Raw genomic sequence first — 17,950 nt, forward strand, 5'->3', positions numbered from 1 at the left:
GGGCCCCCTGAGCGGAGGTCGGGCGGGCGGCGTCTGGAAGCCCCCGCGGACCGCTCCCGCCTTGGAGCGGTCCGGGATGTGGTGGTGTCATGACTCGGTCTGTTCCTCGGGCTTCGGCCCGAGGAACAGGTCACTGTGGAGCGGGTGACGAGAAGGGAACTCGCGCTCTCAGCCTATGGCGTACGCCCGGTACACCGTCTCCACCGAGCTGTCTCCGGCGGAGTCCGTCACCTCGGAGCGCAGGGCGACGGCGCCGGACGCCGGGTTGTGGACGGTCGCCTGCCAGGTCGAGCCGGAGTGCTTGACGGTCGCCGCCTTCCAGGTCTTGCCGCCGTCGGCGGACGACCAGACGCGGACGGACTTGGCGGTCACCTTGGTGAGCGTGGTGTCGGGGCCCTGGGAGGCGCGCCCGGCACTCACGTCGACCGTCGTGGTGCTGTTCGGCCCGGCCTGGTTGTGGCTGTTCAGCCCGGTGGGCAGAAAGCGGGTCAGGAAGACGGGAGCGACGATCGCCTTGGCCGGGTCGGACACCTTGAAGTGCCAGTCGAGGGTCGCCCGCGGCGACAGCATGCCGGCCGGGAAGGTGATGCCTGGGCGGTAGCGGTGGGCGTCAACGGTCAGGCGGTACCAGCCGGCCGAGCGGACGGGGGCGTCGAACTCGGCGGGCCCGACGCGCCAGTCGGTCAGAGTCTGCTTTTTGACGGTGGTGCTGCCCTTGGACAGGACCACCGTCTCCTTCGTGACGTCCCCCCAGCCGCCGCCGATGTCGAGGTCGCCGATCATGGCGTCCGGAGAGAAAGTGACGGACTTCTGGCCGAGCAGCGGCAGATTGAGCATGGGGCCCCATGCGGCCCGGCCGAAGGACTGGGTGAGGCTCTGCCCCGCCTTCAGGGTCCTGAGATTCGGAAAGCCGCCGCTGACGTCGTCGCCGTTGCTGCCGAAGATGTCGTCGCGCGGCTGCCAGGTCCCGGGAGTCAGATGGACGGTGGCGCTGTACGGGGCGTTGTCGTCGCGTACCTGGGCCATCAGGTCGGTCGTGCAGTCATCGGTCTTCGGCGCCGTCTGGAGCGCCGTGTCGACCTGTGTACCCATCTGCGTTCCGGCGCGCACCGAGAAGCGCATCGTCGCGAGCCCCGACCGCTTGAACGAGCCGCCGGGCGCCGCCGGGATGCCCGTGGTCTTCTTCACGACGACATAGCTGTCCTTGCCGGACCACTGCGCGAGGTACCCGAACTGCAGCAGTTTGGAGGAGTTCGGGATGGCGTAGAGGGCTCCCCCGTCGTTCCAGCCACCCGCGCTGAAGGCGGAGGGCATGTCCATATTGGCGGCACACACCTGCGCGCTGATCCGTGGCGGCCCGGTCACGTCGGCAGGCGTGTCGAGTGACACCTTGACAGGCTTGCCCTTGCGCGCGTCGAGCGTCACCGACTTGCTGCCCGACACCGTCACGACCTGCGCGCCGATGGTGTCGGTGCCCAGACCGTCGGTGGTGCTCTCGTAAATGTCGGTCATCGCCAGATAGCGCCCCGCCGGCAGGCTGATCCGCTTGCCTGACGTGACTCTGTACGTCTGACCGGACGACGCGGCGACGACGGTGACGGTCGTCGAGACCTTGGCGCCGTGCCGCCCCAGCGTGGTGACCGTCAGCGAACCCGACGCCGCCTGTGCGGAGGCGGCCGAAGCGAGCAGCGGTACCAGCGCGGCCACCCCGACGAAAGCAGGCGATCTTCGTGACACTGTCGTCAACTCCCCCTCAAGCCAACACTTTTGGCCATCATAGGATCACCACGCAGACGGCAGTTCACGTCAGGAGACGCACCCGATCAAGATGTGACAAAAAAACACGTGGCCCCTGACCCGAGGCGAGGCCCTCATGACGTGCGCGGCATCAAGACCGGCTCGCCGCCCAGGCACGGCGGCCCCGCGGCAGCAAATGCGTCGACCACCGAGTGCCGGGTGCCGCATGTGGTCAGGGCCTGATCGCGAACACCATGCCTATGTCGCCGGCCTGCTGGACCGGGTTCTGCTCGGTGCTGACCGTGAAGCCGTGTGTGAGGAGGGTGGCGCAGACCGCGTCGCGGTTCTGCCGCCAGCGCTCCACCTCCACCACGGCCTGGCGGACCAGCGGCCAGTGCCGTTCCTCGATGCCCCTGAGTACCTCGAGTTCGGCGCCTTCCACATCGATCTTGAGCAGGTCGATGCGGTCGATGCCCTGCTCGTCGAGCACCGATGACAGGGTCCTGACCTTCACCCGGTGCGTCTCAAGACGCCGCATCACCCGCAGCTTGCGGCCGACGAGCACAGTGAGAATGGGGAGGGGTACGCGGCGCAGGACGGGTCCCAGGCCGCCCTGACTGATCATTTCGACAATGCTGGCGGTGACCCGGAGCCGCTCAGCCTCGATGTTCCCCTGATCTCGGGAGGAAGAAGAGAAGATCGTGGCGGCCGGAACGTAGCTGAAATCGAGCTCGTCCTGGCGAGAAGCCAAGCCGTAAGGGAGGGCGGTCAGGCGCCCGTTGAAGAAGTCGCGAGCGTTGCGCTCAAGTGTCGCGTGGAGTGGGGGCAACGGCTCGAAGGCATAAATCCGCACGTCCCCGTCCAGCCGTTCGTACACGGTCGCCGAGAACACGCCGATGTTGGCGCCCACGTCGAGTACCGTCGCGCCCGGCGTGCACACGATGCCGTGGGTGAAGTAGCCGCCCACCTCCTTGCGCAGGAAGGACACCTCCCAAGGATTGATGCTGTGCAGTTCCATCACATTCATGGCCATGACAAAGTCGCTATCAGCACCGGGACGGCAATCCAACCCGTGCGGTTCACTTCGGCCGATTCCCTCGCCTGGCAGTGCGCCCGTACCGGCCGCGGGCGCCGGCTGCCGAACACCCGCCACGAGGTCCGTCCGGCCCGTCCTCAACGGGTAGCGTCGGCGAACTGGCACAGTTGCTCGCGCTCGCCGGTTTCGTAGCCGCTCTCGTCGTGGGCTTCGTTCACGGCGTTCAGGGCCCGGACAACGCGCTCCACGACGCCGAAGATCTGTGCGTCGTCTGCCCCACCCAGCCCGGGAAGCTCGCTCTCGAAGGTGTCGAGGACTGCATCGGTCGGCCTGATCAGTTTCGGGGAACAGTCCCGCCGTGCACGCGCACGCAGGGTCCACGGTGCCGGCGGCCAGGTGCTCGGCTTCTTCAGCTATGCCGTTACGCCAGTTCGTCACTGAGTGACCTCTCCGTCCCGAAGCAACTTGGGACGGTCGCTGTCTTTGGGCTGTTGCGCCACTCACCCGCGCTGATGATGCGCTGGCGTACGCGGGTGCCCGCGATTGGGCGCCGTGGTCGTCACGCAGTCGGGCACAGCCCGGCCGCACACACGGAGCAGGGCTTCTAAAGGCCCCGTAGCGCCTCGTACAGGTCGCCGTAGGCGGTCCAGCAGACGACGCTGCCGTTGTCGTACAGGCTGCCCATGTACCAGTCGTCGTCATCGACAAGCTTCACCAGACACAGGCTGTGGAACCCGAGAACGATCTCCGGGTGTGACATCTCGTGGGCCTCGCCGACGCCGACCCACTGCACCGGCCGAACGGGATCCAGGGCGGCAGCTTCTCGGTCCCCCGAGACATCGCGGATCTGCTGAAGGGTCCAACCGCGGGGGAGGCGTGCGTCTGCCATCCACGGATGATCCCACTCGCCCGGTGAGAGGCGTCATGGGCATGCCCGCCGTTCGGCAACGGTCTCGGCGGTCAGGACGCACCGGTCGTCGTCTGCGCCGGCTGCGTGGTGGACCCCGGGGCGTTCACCGGGAGACGCGCAGGGTCGCGGGCGGGGTGCTCGACCTCGCCGGACGCCAGATGGGAGATGTCCGGCAGCGCGTGCGCGTAGCCGACTCCGAGCAGCAGGGCCGCGGCCGTCGCGGCGGTTGCGGTCCGGCGGGTCGTGGTACTCACCCGCCGGAGGCCGCGTTCGCGTCGACGCACGGCGGCGGGGTCCTGCGCGGGTCCGGACGTGGTCATGGGCCGGCCTCCTTCGGGCGAAGGCGGTACCACGAGGCGATCGTCCGACTCGTGGGCGCCATGTCATCAGCTTGCGCCGCACCGCGTCGGAGAGCCGTTCAGGAAATCCTCAGATGTGGCAAAGCCGGTCGGAGAGGGCGGCGGCCCGGGCGCGATGCCCTGCCCCCGGCCGGTCCGGAGAGCCCCTCACGTCGTCCTACGCTGGGTGTCGTGGAACAGGAAACCGGTCCCCGCGCCGTTCCCGAAGAGCCCTCCGTGCTGGTCGTCGAGGACGACCCCGGGCTCGCCGGATCGCTGGTGCGCGGCCTGGAGCGAGCCGGGTACAGGGCGACCTGCGTCGGCACCGGACGCGGTGCGCTCACCCACGTACCGTCGCCCGACGTGGTGCTGCTCGACCTCGGTCTGCCGGACATGGACGGTGTCGACGTCTGCCGCCTGCTGCACCGCCAGTCGGACGTGGCGATCATCGTGGTAACCGCCCGCGGCGAGGAGGGCGACCGGGTCGCCGCACTCGACGAGGGCGCCGACGACTACCTGGTCAAGCCCTTCGGGCTGGCGGAACTGCTCGCGCGGATCAGGGCCGTACTGCGGCGCATCCGCCCGTCCGGGTCCGAACTGCTGACCCATGGCCCGCTCGTCGTCGACCCGCGTACCCGCCGGGTGACGGTCGACGGGGAGGAAGTCGCTCTGACACCGAAGGAGTTCGACATCCTCCAGTGCCTCGCCGCCGATCCTGGCCGGGTCGTGACACGGCAGGAGATCCTGGAGCGTGCCTGGGACGCCCACTGGTACGGGCCCACGAAGGTGCTGGACGTCCATATGGCCGCACTGCGTCGCAAGCTGGGTGTGCCCGGGCTGGTCGAGACCGTCTACGGGCGCGGTTTCCGCCTCGGTGAAGTCGGCTGACGCGCCGTGACCCGCCGTATCGCACTCAGCGTCATCGCCCTGATCACCGCGGTCCTCGTGCTGGCGGTGGTGCCGCTCGGGCTGCTCATGACGCAGCGCGAGCAGACCTCGTTCCAGGACGAGGCGGCCGCGAGGACGAGGTCGATCGCCTCCGCCGCCGAGGAGCATCTGTCCGACCACAAGTCGGACGCCCCTGCGCGGAGCCTCGTCCAGGAGGCCCACCGCAGGGGCGACTGCGCGACCGTCTACGACAGCACGGGCCGTGTGGTGCTGTCGACCGCGTGTTCCGAGGTGGCCGGGGACGACTCCGCGGAGCTGGTCTCCTCCGTGCTCGCCCACCCCGGCACCCGGGTGCGGCAGGACGATCAGTGGCTGACCACGGCCGTGCCGATCGGCGACACCTCGGACCCGGTCGGGGTCGCCGTGCTGAGCCGGTCCGCGGATCCGCTGCACGACCGGATCCTGGCGATGTGGGGCTGGCTCGCGCTGATCGGCGTCGGCGGCCTCGGCGCCGCCGTCCTGGTGTCGGTGCTGCTTGCCCGCTGGGTCGGCCGCCCGCTGCGCGTGCTGGACGAGGCGGCGGGACGGCTGGGCGAGGGAGCGCTGGACGCGCGGGCGCCGGCCGGGGCAGGGCCGCAGGAGGTGCGCCGTCTGGCGGCGACGTTCAACACGATGGCCGCGCGAACGGAGGCCCTGGTGCACGGCCACCGCGCCGTGGTCGCCGATGTGTCGCACCAGTTGCGCACCCCACTCGCGGCGCTCCGGCTGCGCCTCGACCTGCTCGCCGCCGACGCCGAGGGGGACACCGCCGCCGAGCTGGCCGACGCGCAGGGCGAGATCGCCCGCCTGTCCCGGCTGGTGGACGGCATGCTGGCGGCGGCGCGCGCCGAGCACGCGGTGCCGCAGCCGGTGCCGGTCCGGGTGGACCGGCTCGTGGCCGAACGGATCGCCGCCTGGGAGCCCGTCGCCGACGCGGGCCGGGTCCGGCTCGCCGTCGACTGCCGCGCCGGGCTCACCGCCTACCTCGGCGAGGACGATCTGGAGCAGGTGCTCGACAACCTGATCGCCAACGCTCTCGACGCGGTCCACGAGGGCGGGCGGTTGCTGATCTCCGGCAGGCGGCAGGGCGACACCGTCGAACTGCGGGTCGTCGACAACGGTCCCGGGATGAGCCGGGCCGCACGGGAGAGCGCGTTCCGGAGGTTCGGAAACCCCGAGGCGAGCGGCACCGGGCTCGGCCTGGCCATCGTCCACCGGCTGATCACCGCCAACGGCGGCACCGCCGAGCTGCTGGACTCTCCGGGCGGCGGGTTGACCGTGGTGCTGTCGCTGCCCGCGTCACAACGCCGGCGCGACCGGGACAAGGAATCCGGATCCGGGGCCGACGGTGCGCGGGCGGGCGCCTGAGCCCGTCCCGGACGACATTGCCCGGCATCCCCTGACCTGCCCTGACCAGCGGGTTCACCGATCTTTGCGGGTTCTGAAGGATTCCTGAACCGGATCCCGACAGCCGCCCGCGCAGGCTGATGGTCGGACAGCCACAGGCGTGGCCGCGAGGTGCCGGACGCTTCACCGGGGCACACCGACGGCCGAGGAGGAACCGTGTCCCACCCCGACCACCCCACATCCGCCGGTGCCGCCCGCCGCCGTGACCGCGGCCTGCGCCGGGTCGGAAGCACCACCGGCTGGGTGGCCGCCACGGCAGCCGCCGGCTCGGTGGCGCTCGCGGCCGGATACGCCTATGCCCTGCCGGGGAAGTCCGCGCCCCCGCCCGGGAACACTTCGCGGCCGTCCGTCCCGGCATCCGCGCCCACGACGAGCCCGTCCACCACTCCCCGGGCATCCCGCTCGGCGGCCCCGGACAGGCCCCCCGTATCGCCATCCCATACGGCATCGCACACGACCGTCCCGCAGCGAAGGGCCGCTCCCGCCATCACCCACTCGGCGGCCCCCGCCCCCACGAAACCCCCGGCAGCGACCCCGCAGCCCTCGCACACCACGTCGGGTGCGTCATGACCCCCGCCACCGCCGCGCCTTTGGCGTCGGTCTCCTTCCCCGCGCTGGGCACCACCGCCTCGCTGCTCGTCACCGACCCCGGCGCCATGGCAGCGGCACGCCGGGTGCTCGACGCCGAACTCGCCGCCGTCGACGCGGCGTGCAGCCGCTTCCGGTCCGACTCGGAACTGTCCCGCGTCAACGCCGCCGCGGGGGCCGCCGTGCAGGTGACTGCCCGGTTCGCGGAGGCCCTGGACGTGGCGCTGTACGCGGCGCGCGTGACCGAGGGCGTCGTGGACCCCACCGTCGGATCCGCCGTGCGGGCGCTCGGCTACGACATCACGTTCGCCGCGCTGCGCCCGCAGGACCTGGGCCCCGTACGCGTCGCCGGACCCTCCGCGGGCTGGCGGACGGTGGACTGGGACCGGGCCGCACGGCGGCTACGGCTGCCCCCGGGCGTCGTGCTCGACCTCGGCGCGACGGCCAAGGCCCTCGCCGCCGACCGGGCGGCCGACCGCGCCGCCGAGGTGACGGGCTGCGGTGTCCTGGTCAACCTCGGCGGTGACCTTTCGGTCGCGGGTGATCCGCCGCCGGGCGGCTGGCGGATCGCCCTCGCCGACGACCACGCGGCGCCCGGTACGACGGGCCGGCCCACGGTGAGCATCACCGAGGGCGGACTCGCCACCTCTGGCACCGCCGTGCGGACCTGGGCCCGCGAGGAGCGGCGCGTGCACCACATCGTCGATCCCGCCACCGGCGACAATCCCACGCCGGTCTGGCGGACCGTCAGCGTGGCCGCCGCCAGCTGCGTGGCCGCCAACACCGCGAGCACCGAGGCCGTCGTCCTCGGCGACCGCGCCCTCGGCCGGCTGCGCCGGGCGGGGCTGCCCGCGCGGCTGGTCCGCATGGACGGAACCGTCGAGCGGGTCTGCGGCTGGCCCGAGGACACGGTGCAGGAGAACACCGCGGCAGAGAACACCGCGGCAGAGCGCGCCTCGGGAGGTGCCCGATGACCGGAGTCGTCCCGCTGGCCGCGGCCGGTCCCAGTCCGCTGTGGTATGCGACCCGGGCCGGCGGCACCGTCGCCCTGGTACTGCTCACCACGACCGTCGCGCTCGGCATCGCCGTCGGCGGCCGCTACGCGCCCCGGCGGCTCGCCCGCTTCGAGGTGAGCGCGCTGCACCGGAACCTGTCGGTGCTGACCCTGGTCTTCCTGGCCCTGCACATCGTCACCGCGATCCTCGACACCTTTGTCCACCTGGGCTGGCTGGTGACCGTGGTGCCGTTCACCGCCTCGTACCGGCCGCTCTGGCTGGGCCTGGGCACGGTCGCGTTCGACCTGCTGCTCGCGGTCGCCGCCACCAGCGCGGTACGGCTGCGCATGGGGCAGCGTCGTTGGAAGACCGTGCACTGGCTGGCCTACGCGGCCTGGCCGGTGGCGCTCTTCCATGCCGCCGGAACCGGCACCGACACCCGGCTCACTCCGCAACTCGCCCTGTACGCCGGATGCGTGGCCCTCATGGTCGCCGCCGTCTGGTGGCGGCTGTACCGGGCGGGCCCGGGGCGGTTCGCGGTACGCCTCTGGGCGGCCGTCGCCACGGTGACGGTGCCCCTGGTGCTGGCCGCGTTCCTGAACTCCGGTCCGCTGCAACCGGGTTGGGCACACCGCGCGGGCGGCGCCACGGCCACGGGCACAGGCACAGGCACAGGCACAGGCACAGGCACAGGCAGCGTCCATCCGACGCACGCGCCGACCGATGGCGAGGGAGGCGAGGAATGACCGACGCGATGACCGAGGGCCCGGCAGCCATCCGGGCCGAAGACGGCCGGGACGGGATGCTCGGCCCGTACGGCTCCCGGCTGCTGCACGGCTGGTACGCCACCGGCCGCGCGGCCGACCTGGACGAGCACCTCCACCGGTACGGTCCGGCGCCCTTTCTTCGCACCGCCGACGCGGCCGACCGGCTGGTGCGCGCGGTGGAGGACGCGGGACTGACCGGGAGAGGCGGCGCCGCCTTCCCCACCGGGCGCAAGCTGCGCACGGTCGCCGCGGGCCGGGGCACCGCCGTGGTGGTCGCCAACGGCATGGAGAGCGAACCGGCCAGCCGCAAGGACGAGACCCTGCTGGACCTCGCCCCGCACCTGGTGCTCGACGGCGCCGCACTGGCCGCCGTGGCGGTGGGCGCCGACGTGGCGCACCTGTGCCTGCCGCGCACCAGGCAGGACCAGGCACGGGCACTGCGCGAAGCCGTCGAGGAACGGCGGAGGAGGGGCCTTGCCCCGGTGCCGGTGCTGGTGCACGAACTGCCCCACCACTACGTCTCCAGCGAGGAGACATCGCTGGTGCGCTGGCTGAACGGGGGTGACGCCCGCCCGCTGGCGACCCCGCCGCGCCCCTTCGAGCAGGGTGTCGGCCGGCGCCCCACCCTGATCGACAACGTCGAGACCCTCGCCCACCTCGCGCTGATCGCACGCTACGGTCCCGGATGGTTCAGCGGCGCCGGGCGCCCCGACGCCCCGGGCACCACGCTCGTGACCCTCTCCGGTGCACTGCGCACGCCGGGCGTCTACGAGGTGCCGATGGGCCTGCCGCTCGGCGAGGTAATGGAGATCGCCGGGGGACCCGTGGAACCGCTCGGATCCGTGCTGCTGGGCGGCTTCTTCGGCAGCTGGCTGCCGGCGGCGCAGACGCTGCGCGTCCCGTTCGCCAAACAGGACCTGGCCCCGCTCGGCGCGGGACCCGGTGCCGGAGTGATCGTGGCGTTTCCCGTCCGCACCTGCGGTCTGGCCGAGGCGGCGAGGGTGCTCGGTCACCTCGCCGCGCAGAGCGCACGCCAGTGCGGACCGTGCCGGCTCGGTCTGTCTGCCGTGGCCGCGGACTTCGCCGACCTCGCCTGGGGCCGTCCCACCGCGGAGTCGATACAGCGTCTGGAGTACCGGGCCGGGCTGCTCGCCGGACGGGGTGCCTGCCGGCACCCCGACGGCGCGTCCCGGTTCGCCACGACCGCACTGCGGGTCTTCGCCGCCGACGTAGGGCACCACCTGCGCCTCGGCCCGTGCGCTGCGGCCTGGGACGAGCCCGTACTGCCCGTTCCGGACTCGCCGGCACCCGACGACAGTGAATGGAGGTGACCGGCATGCCCGGCGCCCACTCCCTCGGCATCGACCGCATCGCCTGCGACGGCTACGGCCTCTGTGCCGAACTGCTGCCGGAAATCATCGAGTTGGACGAGTGGGGCTACCCGGTCGTGGGATCGGCCCCTCTTACGGGTGAAGCCCTCCGCCATGCACGGCGCGCCGTGGCCGCGTGCCCGGCACTGGCACTGCGCCTGGACCGGGCACCTGGGCGAGCCCCGGACCGACAGCCGGCCCAGCGGTCGTGAACGAGTTCTTAACCCCACGTCGGACATACTGCAGCCCGCTCCGGCGCACGCCGCGGGAGCGGGCGGCACAGCACTGCCATCCGGGCCGGGCGGGGCCTGATCATCGGGATCATCAGGAGGACGGACAAGTGACCGTGACCGGCGACCGGACCCCGGCGCACAGCACATTCGAGTCGCCCGGCCCGGCGGCCGGCGGCCCGGAGGGCAACGAGCGGCTGACCGCGGCGACCGGTGCGGTGCTGCTGGTCCTGTTCGCCGTCGAGGGCGTCACCATCCTCTTCCTCGGGCAGCTCCTCACCCTGCACTTCTTCATCGGGCTGCTGCTGACCGGCCCGGTCTGTCTGAAGATCGGCTCGACCGGCTACCGGTTCTACCGCTACTACACGGGCTCGCCCGCGTACCGCCGCAAAGGACCGCCCGCCCCGCTGCTGCGGGTGCTCGGACCCCTCGTCGTCGTCACGAGCGTCGCCGTCCTCGGCACCGGAGTGACACTGGCCCTGCTCGGACGCGACACCGGCCCGGTCCCGGTACTCCTGCTGCACAAAGCCGCCTTCGTCTGCTGGATCGCGGTGACGACCGTGCACGTCCTCGCCTACCTGTGGCGGCTGCCGCGTCTCATCGGCGCCGATCTGCGGCGTCGCCCGGCACGTCATGGGACTCCCGCTCCCCAGCGCGCCGGGCGCTGGTCCCTGCTGGCGCTGGCACTCGGCGCGGGCCTCGCCGTCGCACTCGCCGGAGTCCACCTGGTCTCCGGCTGGAACGGATAGAGCCATCGCTTCTCCCCCGCTCGGTCGAGACCGATGCCCGCGGCCCCACCCGGCACGGACCGGGCACATATCGCACCGAAGCGGCGCATCGGTCCGGCCCAGACCGGAACGAACGACATCGCAAGCCCCGCCGCCCCGCCCACCCATCTCCCGGGCCGCGTCCGCAACCCGGAAGTGGGGCGCCATCGACGACTGGTGATGACGGACGCCTGCGGGACACCAGGCGGTGAGGGAGGGCGCCGACGTGGATCTGCACATGACATCCGGTTGACCGTCCGTCCGGGAACGTAGACGGCATGTTGGCCGTGGGCGGCGAGTAAGGCCAGGAGCAGCGCGGACGCGGTGCCAGCTGGACCGTGCCCTCGATCCAGACGATCAACGCTCTGCCACGAATCCGGCACGCGACGACTGATCACGATGGACAGCGGGAGCCTGGTGCTGACCCCCGCATCGGGCAGGACTTCGTCGAAAGGGAGGCTCAGGCGGCCGCTTCTCACTGCCTGACGGTGAAGTACTGCCAAGCCCCCCATGTGCTGAGGTTACCGGTGTCCTTGTTGCTGTGGACGTACTCGGCCCGTACACGGAACTTGCTGTTGACCGTCATGGTCAGGCCCAGTGTCGCGTTGGCCAGGATCCCCTCCTCGGTGCGGGCCGCCGGCGCTCGGACGACGGACCAACCCCACGTCACCGACCTCGGGTTCCATTGGGTCCGATGCCACGATGCCACCCCGAGGGCGACCGCTACACGGAGGCGGGGGCCGACGCCTCCCGTCCGACCGTGGCCGCTCGCGCCGCGAGCCCGACGGTACGGGTGAGCGTCATCGCCACCGCCATCAGTATCAGCGCGCCGGTGAGGGCGTCGCCGGTCACCTGGTTGTCGAGCATCCAGCGGCCCAGTTGCGGGCCGAACCAGTTCTCCGCACCGTACGAGAACGCGGTCCGCGCGCCGACCACCACGATCCACAGCGCCGCGTAGGCGAAACCCGCCCGGCTGACCGGACCGCCGGTCCTGGGGCTGCGGTAGACCGTGGTGAAGGCCATCGCCAACAGGCCGACGACCAACCCCGCGGCGACGGCGGCGAGTTCGAGGACCAGGCCAGAGCCGTCGGTGGCGGGGCTCTTGATGAACAGGGGGACGATCGCGGCGGCCGTCAGCAGGGGCCGCAGAACGCGCAGCTTTCCGATCTTCCGGTGGGGTCCGAGGTCCGCTTCCAGGACGGCGAACAGGACCGCGCCGTTGATGATCAGGGCTTGGGTGAGCGTGGACATGGGACGCGAGCCTCTCGGTGGACGGTGCGCCGGGGAGTTCCGGTCGGCCTCCTCAGATTCGCGTCGGCAGCGGATTCCTCGCGCCGTAGCAGGGGGTGACATCTCGGGGTGAGCCGTGGGGCATGCGGTGGTACCGGTCCGGGCGCCGGTGTCACCCCGCGGGTCACCGCACGGGGTGACGCGTCGGGCCTCGGGCCTTTCTAGTGTCGGCGCAGCCAACAGGCCGTCCGAGCAGACACGTACCTCACCGGGAGTCCTCAAGTGAACGCGCTGAACCTGCTGGAAGCGCCGGCCGCGCTCGCGGTCGTGGCCTTCGTGATCGTGCGTCAGGTGTGCGGTGAGCCGCTGCACGGCAGGCGACTTGTGGTGCTGCCCATGGTTCTCGCCGTCGTCGGTCTCGCCCGTCTCGACAAGAGCGGCCACCACCTCACCACCGCCGACATCGCGTGTCTGGTCATCGGCGCGGCGATCGCGGCCGGGATCGGCGCAGCACAGGGAGCCCAGCTGCGGCTGGAGCCGCGCGACGGTGTGTTGTGGGCGCGGACGCCGGTGCGCGGGCTGTGGCTGTGGCTCGCACTGGTGGCCTCACGGCTGGCGATGACGCTCGTCGCCATGGCATTCGACGCCCACGTGGCGGCCTCCACTACGCCGATCCTGATGCTGCTGGGCGTCAACCGGCTCGGTCAGGCCGCCGTCATCACACAGCGCGCGCTCGTCTCCGGCGTGCCGTTCGCCCCCGAGAAGGACGGCCGCCCCTTCGACGTGCGGGCCACGCCGGCGCGTCTCCTGGTCGGTACGGCCCACCCGTCGTCACCCGGCATCCCCCAGCCCGCGTCGCATCCCGCCGCCCCGAGCCCCCGGCCCGCGCCGTACCCCCAGGCCGTTCGGCGTCCTACGCGTCCTACGCGTCCTGCGCCGTCCGCTCGGACCATGGCCTCCCACGACCGCGCGCAGCCTGATGTCCCGAGCGACCAGGATGGTCGGCGAGCGCGATGACCCGACGCCACCCACCGGGCCGGCCGCCCGCACCACTGTCCGAACCACCCACACCACTACCCGCACCGGACAGTGAAGGCGAGGCCAGAGCGACCGGGCGACCCGCGGGCCGGTATCCTGCGCCCGTGCTGCGTACGGTGTCATGGCTGCTGCGGACCGGCGCGTATGTGTTCATCGGCCTGAAGACCTTCACCCACCCTCCGGCCGGGACCGCGACCCTGGTCTCGGCCGCCGCCGCTTACGTCCTCAGTAGCCTTGCCCTGCTGCTGTGGGGGCTCACCGAGGCCCGCGGCGACGAGGCCGCGGACCGCTCCCTCATGCTGCTGCTGCTCGGCGCCGCCGCCGTCCTCGCCGGGTACGCCAGCGCCGCCCCGCACGCCGAATCACTCATCGGTCTGTCGCTGGCCTTCGTCATGCAACTGGGCACCCAGGCAAGCCTCGCGGTCGGCTGGGCAACGGCAGGGTGCACGGTGGCGGCCGTCGAGACCGGCGTACTGGCCAACGGGGCGGGCCGCGAGATCGCCCTCGGCTACCCGGTGCTGGTGGCCGCGGTACTGATCGCAAGCCACAACCGGCGCGCCTGGCGGGTGCGCGCCGAGCAGTCCGCGACCCTGCTCGCCCAGACCGAGCTGCTGCGCGCCGAGCAGCGGCAGGTGGCCGTGCTGGACGAGCGCACCCGGATCGCCCGCGAGATCCATGACGTACTGGCTCATTCGCTCGGCGCCCTGAGCATCCAGATCCAGGCCGCCGAGGTGTTGTTGACGGACCATCAGGACATCGACCGGGCCGTGACGGTGCTCGCCGGGGCGCGGCGGCTGACCGCCGACGGCCTCACCGAGACCCGCCGCGCGGTGCATGCCCTGCGCTCGTCCCTCGCACCGCTCGACGAGGAACTGGCCACATTGGCGAACACCCACCGTCAGCGGCACGGCGTACCGGTACGGCTCACCGTCGAGGGCGCCCCCTTCGCGCTCTCCGCGGACCAGGCGCTGCCGCTTCTCCGCACCGCGCAGGAAGCCCTGACCAACGCCGCCAAACACGCCTCCGCCCAGCCGGTGGAGATCACCTTGACCTACGAGGACGACCACGTGACGCTCGCCGTCGACAACCCACTCGCTCAACGAGATTCGCAGAGGCCGGAGTTCGCCACCCTCAATGGCGGCTACGGACTCACCGGGATGCGCGAGCGGCTCCTGCTGCTGGGCGGGACACTCGACGCGGCGGCACGGGACGGCCGGTGGCGCGTGTGCGCCGAGGTGCCGCGGTGAGCGCCCAGGACACCCGGCCACTGCGGGTGGTGGTCGCCGACGACCAGGCCAGCGTCCGCGAGGGCCTGGTCCTCATACTCGACCTGCTCCCGGACATCGACGTCGTGGCCTCCGCTGCCAACGGCCAAGAGGCGCTCGACCGGGTCGCCGAGCACCACCCGGACGCGATCCTGCTCGACCTGCACATGCCGGTGCTCGACGGCACCGAGACCACCCGCCGTCTCACGTCCGAGTTCCCCGAGGTCGCCGTCGTCGTCCTGACCACCTACGCCGACGACACCTCCGTCCTGGAAACGCTACGGGCCGGGGCCCGCGCGTACCTCACCAAAGACGCGGACCGTCTGCACATCGCCCGTACGCTGCACAGTGCCGCCTCGGGCCTGTCCGTCCTCGACCCCAAGGTCCAGGCCACCCTGCTCGCCGCGGCGAGCGCCGCGGCAAGCGCTCCCGCCCAGCCCCCGCACCCCGCCCCCTCCGACCGGCCACTCCCCGACGGCCTCACCCGCCGCGAGGCGGAGATCCTCACCCTCATGGCGCGTGGCATGACCAACGCCGAGATCGCCACAGCCCTCTTCCTGAGCGGCAACACTGTGAAGACCCACATCAACCGCATCTTCACGAAGACCGGCTCCCGCGACCGCGTCGCCGCCATCCGCTACGCCCGCGACCACGGCCTGGACTGACCGGTACCGGGCCCGACCGGGCAGAACCAGCCAGCCTCAGAAACTCGTCGAAGTCGCCTTCGCCCTCACCCATGTTGAGGTGCTCTCCCCTTGCGGTTTGCCCATGACTCCTGAGCTACTGGACCGGCTGAGTCCCTAGCTCTTCGCCAGTGCACAGCCCTCCGGCACTGCGCTGCCCTTTCACTTGCCGGCCTCTGGGCCGTATTACTGGAGTGCCTGCCGGTGACGGCGGCGATGGACTCGAAGTCCCGGTCGCGGTGCAGGAGGGTCAGCCCTGCAACTCGGCCGTGGCGGCCACCACGAGGTCGACAGCTCGCGCGTTGCGGTGCTGTCCGCACTGGCTGAGGATCTCCTGGACCTGCCCGGCACTGTCGTAGGCGCGGTCGTGGACCGGCGCGCGCCCGAATGTTCACGGATCATCCATCGGACTGACGCCAATCCAGCCATCCCGTGACGGCGACTGTGTCTTGACTGTGTGCCCTCGCTCATCTGGAAGGTGATCGCACATGGCCAAAAAGAGACGTGGCAGGGTCGTCGCAACAGCGGTGGCGGCGAGTGTGATCGGTGTCGGCCTCGCACTGTCCCCCGGTGCAGCCGACGCCAGTGGCGGCGTGGCCGCCTGGTCGTCGGTGCCGGCTGTCACCGACGTCCGCGGCGTGACCACTCCGAACGTCCTGTCGCCCGGACTCACCGAACACCCCGTCGCGCAGGGATCCCTGAAGCTGGAGAACCCGACCGACCAGGTCCCGTACTACGGATACCTCGGCGACGGCACGCTGCTGCCCGACCCCGCCGTGAAGCAGGCCCCGGGCGTGAAGATCGAGGCGAGCAAGACCGAGCCCGACAAGAACACCTACCTGCGGATGTCCGGCCTGCACGGCGCCGACCCGTCGTACCGGTACGGCAAGCACTTCCTCTTCCAGGGACACGAGGGCGCTCAGGCCGGGTACATCACCCGCATCAACCTCGACGCCGACGAGGCCCACCGCGTGACGCTGCTGGCCACAGAGGAGGCCGACGGCACGGCGCTTCCCGCCATCGACGGCTCCACCTGGGACCCGTGGGCCAAGCGGCTGCTGTTCACCTCCGAGGAGGGGGCCGACGGCGCGGTGCTCCAGGCCACCCCGGACATCGACTCGAAGGTCCAGGACATCTCCTTCGTCACCGGCCGGGCCGGCTACGAGGGCATCCAGAACGACTCCGCCGGCAACCTGCTGATGGTCGAGGACAGCGGCGGTGCCACGGTCGCCACCAAGACGAAGGTTCCCAACAGCTTCGTCTACCGGCTGATCCCCTACGACAAGCATGACCTCACCAAGGGCGGCAAGCTCCAGGCGCTGCAGGTGGTCTCCCGCCGCAGCGGCTCGCCCATCGCCTACCAGGACGTCGACAGCGCGCACCCCACCGGCGGGGCGTTCACCGACGACCAGAAGGACCTGAGCAACTACGGTCCGGCCCTGAGCACCCGCTGGGTGACCATCCACGACACCAAGACCGACACCAGCGGGAAGGCGTTCGACGCCAACGCCCTGGCGAAGTCGTTCAAGGCGACCCCGTTCAAGCGTCCGGAGAACGGCCAGTTCCGCCCCGGCACGGACTTCCGTGAGTTCTACTTCGACGCCACCGGTGACACCAACACCACCAGCACCGCCAACGACGGCTACGGCGGCTGGGGCACCCTGTACAAGCTCACTCAGAGCGACCCGCGCTCCAACGACGGCAAGCTCAGCGTCTTCTACGCGGGCGACAAGGCGCACACCGGCATCGACAACGTGACGTTCCTCGACCGCACGCACGTCGCCTTCGTCGAGGACGCCAGCGACACCGTGCACGCCCAGCGGGACGCCCTCGACTCCGGGTTCGTCTTCGCCACCACGACCGATTACTCGGGCGGCGCGCAGCCGGTGCGCTTCCTGGCCGAGGGCCGCGACCCGTCGGCGACCCTGGACAACATGCTGTCCTCGGTGAACGGCGGCATCCAGAACGACGGTGACAACGAGATCACCGGCATCCACGTCTCCGACGGCGACCCGGGCACGGACGGCATCCTCGGCGCCAAGGTGCCGACCCTGTTCCGTGACGGCTGGCGACTGTTCTGGACCCAGCAGCACGGCGACAACACCACGTGGGAGATCACCCCGGCCGACAAGTAGGGATGCGGCCAGCCGGGGCGGGCCAGCGACCGATCCTCACGTCCCGCCCCGCCGGCCACTCCGACGAGGAGCGGCAGCGCGACGTGGCGGCCCGGCTCGACGACGTGGTCCGCGCCGAGCGTGCGAAGCACCACAAGAACGAGAGCGCGCACCACAAGGAGAAGCCCACCGGCACCTAGCGGCGCCTTGTGGTGCGGATGTGGTGCGCAGCCCGTCCACCGGTCTAGACGACAAGAACCCCCCGGGTCCCTGACCTGGGGGGTTCGCATGGAGCGGGTGACAAGAATCGAACTCGCGCTCTCAGCTCGGGAAGCTTGGGTTTCTTAGCGGCGGTTGCCGTGCTGGCCTGCGGCGGAGTGGCATTGGAGTCCCGGTCGTCTCAGGGCAACTTCCCGCTGTTCCCCGTGGCTCCCCGCAGGGTCTGGCACGCGAATGGCACGATCCCCTCGCCTCGAACGTCCCTTGGTGAGACGGACCACTGGGTGTCTGAGCCTCAGCCAACGACAGCCAGCCGCGACGGCAGGTAC

Annotated in this window: 18 protein-coding genes and 1 pseudogene; 12 read left to right on the plus strand and 7 right to left on the minus strand. The window is 71.3% G+C overall.

What is annotated here, in order from left to right:
• Window positions 1-168: 168 nt before the first annotated feature.
• From BLW82_RS20360 to BLW82_RS20380, 4 genes are all read right to left on the minus strand, one after another.
• Entirely contained in the window at window positions 169-1,707 is a 1,539-nt protein-coding gene (locus BLW82_RS20360) for a hypothetical protein (RefSeq protein WP_093500469.1), read from the minus strand.
• 262 nt (window positions 1,708-1,969) lie between these two features.
• Complete coding sequence (locus tag BLW82_RS20365; protein WP_093500471.1) at window positions 1,970-2,770, minus strand: FkbM family methyltransferase; 801 nt, start codon at window positions 2,768-2,770, stop codon at window positions 1,970-1,972.
• Window positions 2,771-3,377: 607 nt separating this feature from the next.
• Window positions 3,378-3,662 carry a hypothetical protein gene (locus BLW82_RS20375; RefSeq protein ID WP_256215894.1) on the minus strand — a complete coding sequence of 95 codons (285 nt, stop codon included), beginning with the start codon at window positions 3,660-3,662 and terminating at the stop codon, window positions 3,378-3,380.
• Between the two features lie 71 nt (window positions 3,663-3,733).
• Entirely contained in the window at window positions 3,734-4,003 is a 270-nt protein-coding gene (locus BLW82_RS20380; protein ID WP_093500473.1) for a hypothetical protein, read from the minus strand.
• A 210-nt stretch (window positions 4,004-4,213) separates the two neighbouring features.
• Between BLW82_RS20380 and BLW82_RS20385 the strand changes: the two genes are divergently transcribed.
• The 7 genes from BLW82_RS20385 to BLW82_RS43965 all read left to right on the plus strand — a co-directional run bounded on the left by BLW82_RS20385 (window position 4,214) and on the right by BLW82_RS43965 (window position 11,054).
• A complete protein-coding gene (locus BLW82_RS20385; RefSeq protein ID WP_256215895.1) occupies window positions 4,214-4,909 on the plus strand; it encodes a response regulator transcription factor in 696 nt (231 codons plus the stop codon).
• 6 nt (window positions 4,910-4,915) lie between these two features.
• On the plus strand, window positions 4,916-6,316 hold the full coding sequence (locus tag BLW82_RS20390) for a sensor histidine kinase (protein ID WP_093500476.1): 1,401 nt from the start codon (window positions 4,916-4,918) through the stop codon (window positions 6,314-6,316).
• Between the two features lie 605 nt (window positions 6,317-6,921).
• Window positions 6,922-7,917 (plus strand): FAD:protein FMN transferase, encoded by a 996-nt coding sequence (locus tag BLW82_RS20400; protein ID WP_093500480.1) that lies wholly within the window; start codon window positions 6,922-6,924, stop codon window positions 7,915-7,917.
• A complete protein-coding gene (locus tag BLW82_RS20405; protein ID WP_093500482.1) occupies window positions 7,914-8,684 on the plus strand; it encodes a ferric reductase-like transmembrane domain-containing protein in 771 nt (256 codons plus the stop codon). Before BLW82_RS20400 ends, BLW82_RS20405 begins: the two co-directional genes overlap by 4 nt.
• Window positions 8,681-10,036: an NADH-ubiquinone oxidoreductase-F iron-sulfur binding region domain-containing protein gene (locus BLW82_RS20410; RefSeq protein WP_256215896.1), complete on the plus strand. Its 1,356-nt coding sequence runs from the start codon at window positions 8,681-8,683 to the stop codon at window positions 10,034-10,036. Before BLW82_RS20405 ends, BLW82_RS20410 begins: the two co-directional genes overlap by 4 nt.
• Window positions 10,037-10,041: 5 nt before the next feature.
• On the plus strand, window positions 10,042-10,287 hold the full coding sequence (locus BLW82_RS20415) for a ferredoxin (protein ID WP_093508169.1): 246 nt from the start codon (window positions 10,042-10,044) through the stop codon (window positions 10,285-10,287).
• 128 nt (window positions 10,288-10,415) lie between these two features.
• Window positions 10,416-11,054: a hypothetical protein gene (locus BLW82_RS43965; protein ID WP_143063694.1), complete on the plus strand. Its 639-nt coding sequence runs from the start codon at window positions 10,416-10,418 to the stop codon at window positions 11,052-11,054.
• Window positions 11,055-11,547: 493 nt separating this feature from the next.
• Here BLW82_RS43965 and BLW82_RS20425 read toward each other — a convergent pair whose 3' ends face one another.
• The gene (locus tag BLW82_RS20425; protein ID WP_093500486.1) at window positions 11,548-11,742 is read right to left on the minus strand and encodes a hypothetical protein; all 195 of its coding nucleotides are present in this window, start codon (window positions 11,740-11,742) and stop codon (window positions 11,548-11,550) included.
• Window positions 11,743-11,795: 53 nt separating this feature from the next.
• The gene (locus BLW82_RS20430) at window positions 11,796-12,323 is read right to left on the minus strand and encodes a hypothetical protein (protein ID WP_093500488.1); all 528 of its coding nucleotides are present in this window, start codon (window positions 12,321-12,323) and stop codon (window positions 11,796-11,798) included.
• A 261-nt stretch (window positions 12,324-12,584) separates the two neighbouring features.
• On the opposite strand from BLW82_RS20430, the gene BLW82_RS20435 reads away from it, so the two are divergent.
• The 3 genes from BLW82_RS20435 (at window position 12,585) to BLW82_RS20445 (ending at window position 15,270) form a co-directional block, all read left to right on the plus strand.
• Complete coding sequence (locus BLW82_RS20435; protein ID WP_093500490.1) at window positions 12,585-13,319, plus strand: hypothetical protein; 735 nt, start codon at window positions 12,585-12,587, stop codon at window positions 13,317-13,319.
• A 125-nt stretch (window positions 13,320-13,444) separates the two neighbouring features.
• The gene (locus BLW82_RS20440) at window positions 13,445-14,587 is read left to right on the plus strand and encodes a sensor histidine kinase (RefSeq protein ID WP_177233013.1); all 1,143 of its coding nucleotides are present in this window, start codon (window positions 13,445-13,447) and stop codon (window positions 14,585-14,587) included.
• Window positions 14,584-15,270 (plus strand): response regulator transcription factor, encoded by a 687-nt coding sequence (locus BLW82_RS20445; protein WP_093508171.1) that lies wholly within the window; start codon window positions 14,584-14,586, stop codon window positions 15,268-15,270. The genes BLW82_RS20440 and BLW82_RS20445 overlap by 4 nt, the downstream gene beginning before the upstream one ends.
• Window positions 15,271-15,450: 180 nt before the next feature.
• On the opposite strand, the pseudogene BLW82_RS45565 reads toward BLW82_RS20445, so the two are convergent.
• Window positions 15,451-15,676 (minus strand): annotated as a pseudogene (locus BLW82_RS45565) (PIN domain-containing protein); the annotation flags it as partial.
• A gap of 100 nt (window positions 15,677-15,776) precedes the next feature.
• Between BLW82_RS45565 and BLW82_RS20455 the strand changes: the two are divergent.
• Both BLW82_RS20455 and BLW82_RS20460 read left to right on the plus strand, forming a co-directional pair.
• A complete protein-coding gene (locus tag BLW82_RS20455) occupies window positions 15,777-17,423 on the plus strand; it encodes a PhoX family protein (RefSeq protein ID WP_143063695.1) in 1,647 nt (548 codons plus the stop codon).
• A 2-nt stretch (window positions 17,424-17,425) separates the two neighbouring features.
• On the plus strand, window positions 17,426-17,602 hold the full coding sequence (locus BLW82_RS20460) for a hypothetical protein (protein WP_177233014.1): 177 nt from the start codon (window positions 17,426-17,428) through the stop codon (window positions 17,600-17,602).
• Window positions 17,603-17,950 lie beyond the last annotated feature (348 nt).

Source organism: Streptomyces sp. Ag109_O5-10 (assembly GCF_900105755.1).
In the GTDB taxonomy this organism is placed as follows: domain Bacteria; phylum Actinomycetota; class Actinomycetes; order Streptomycetales; family Streptomycetaceae; genus Streptomyces.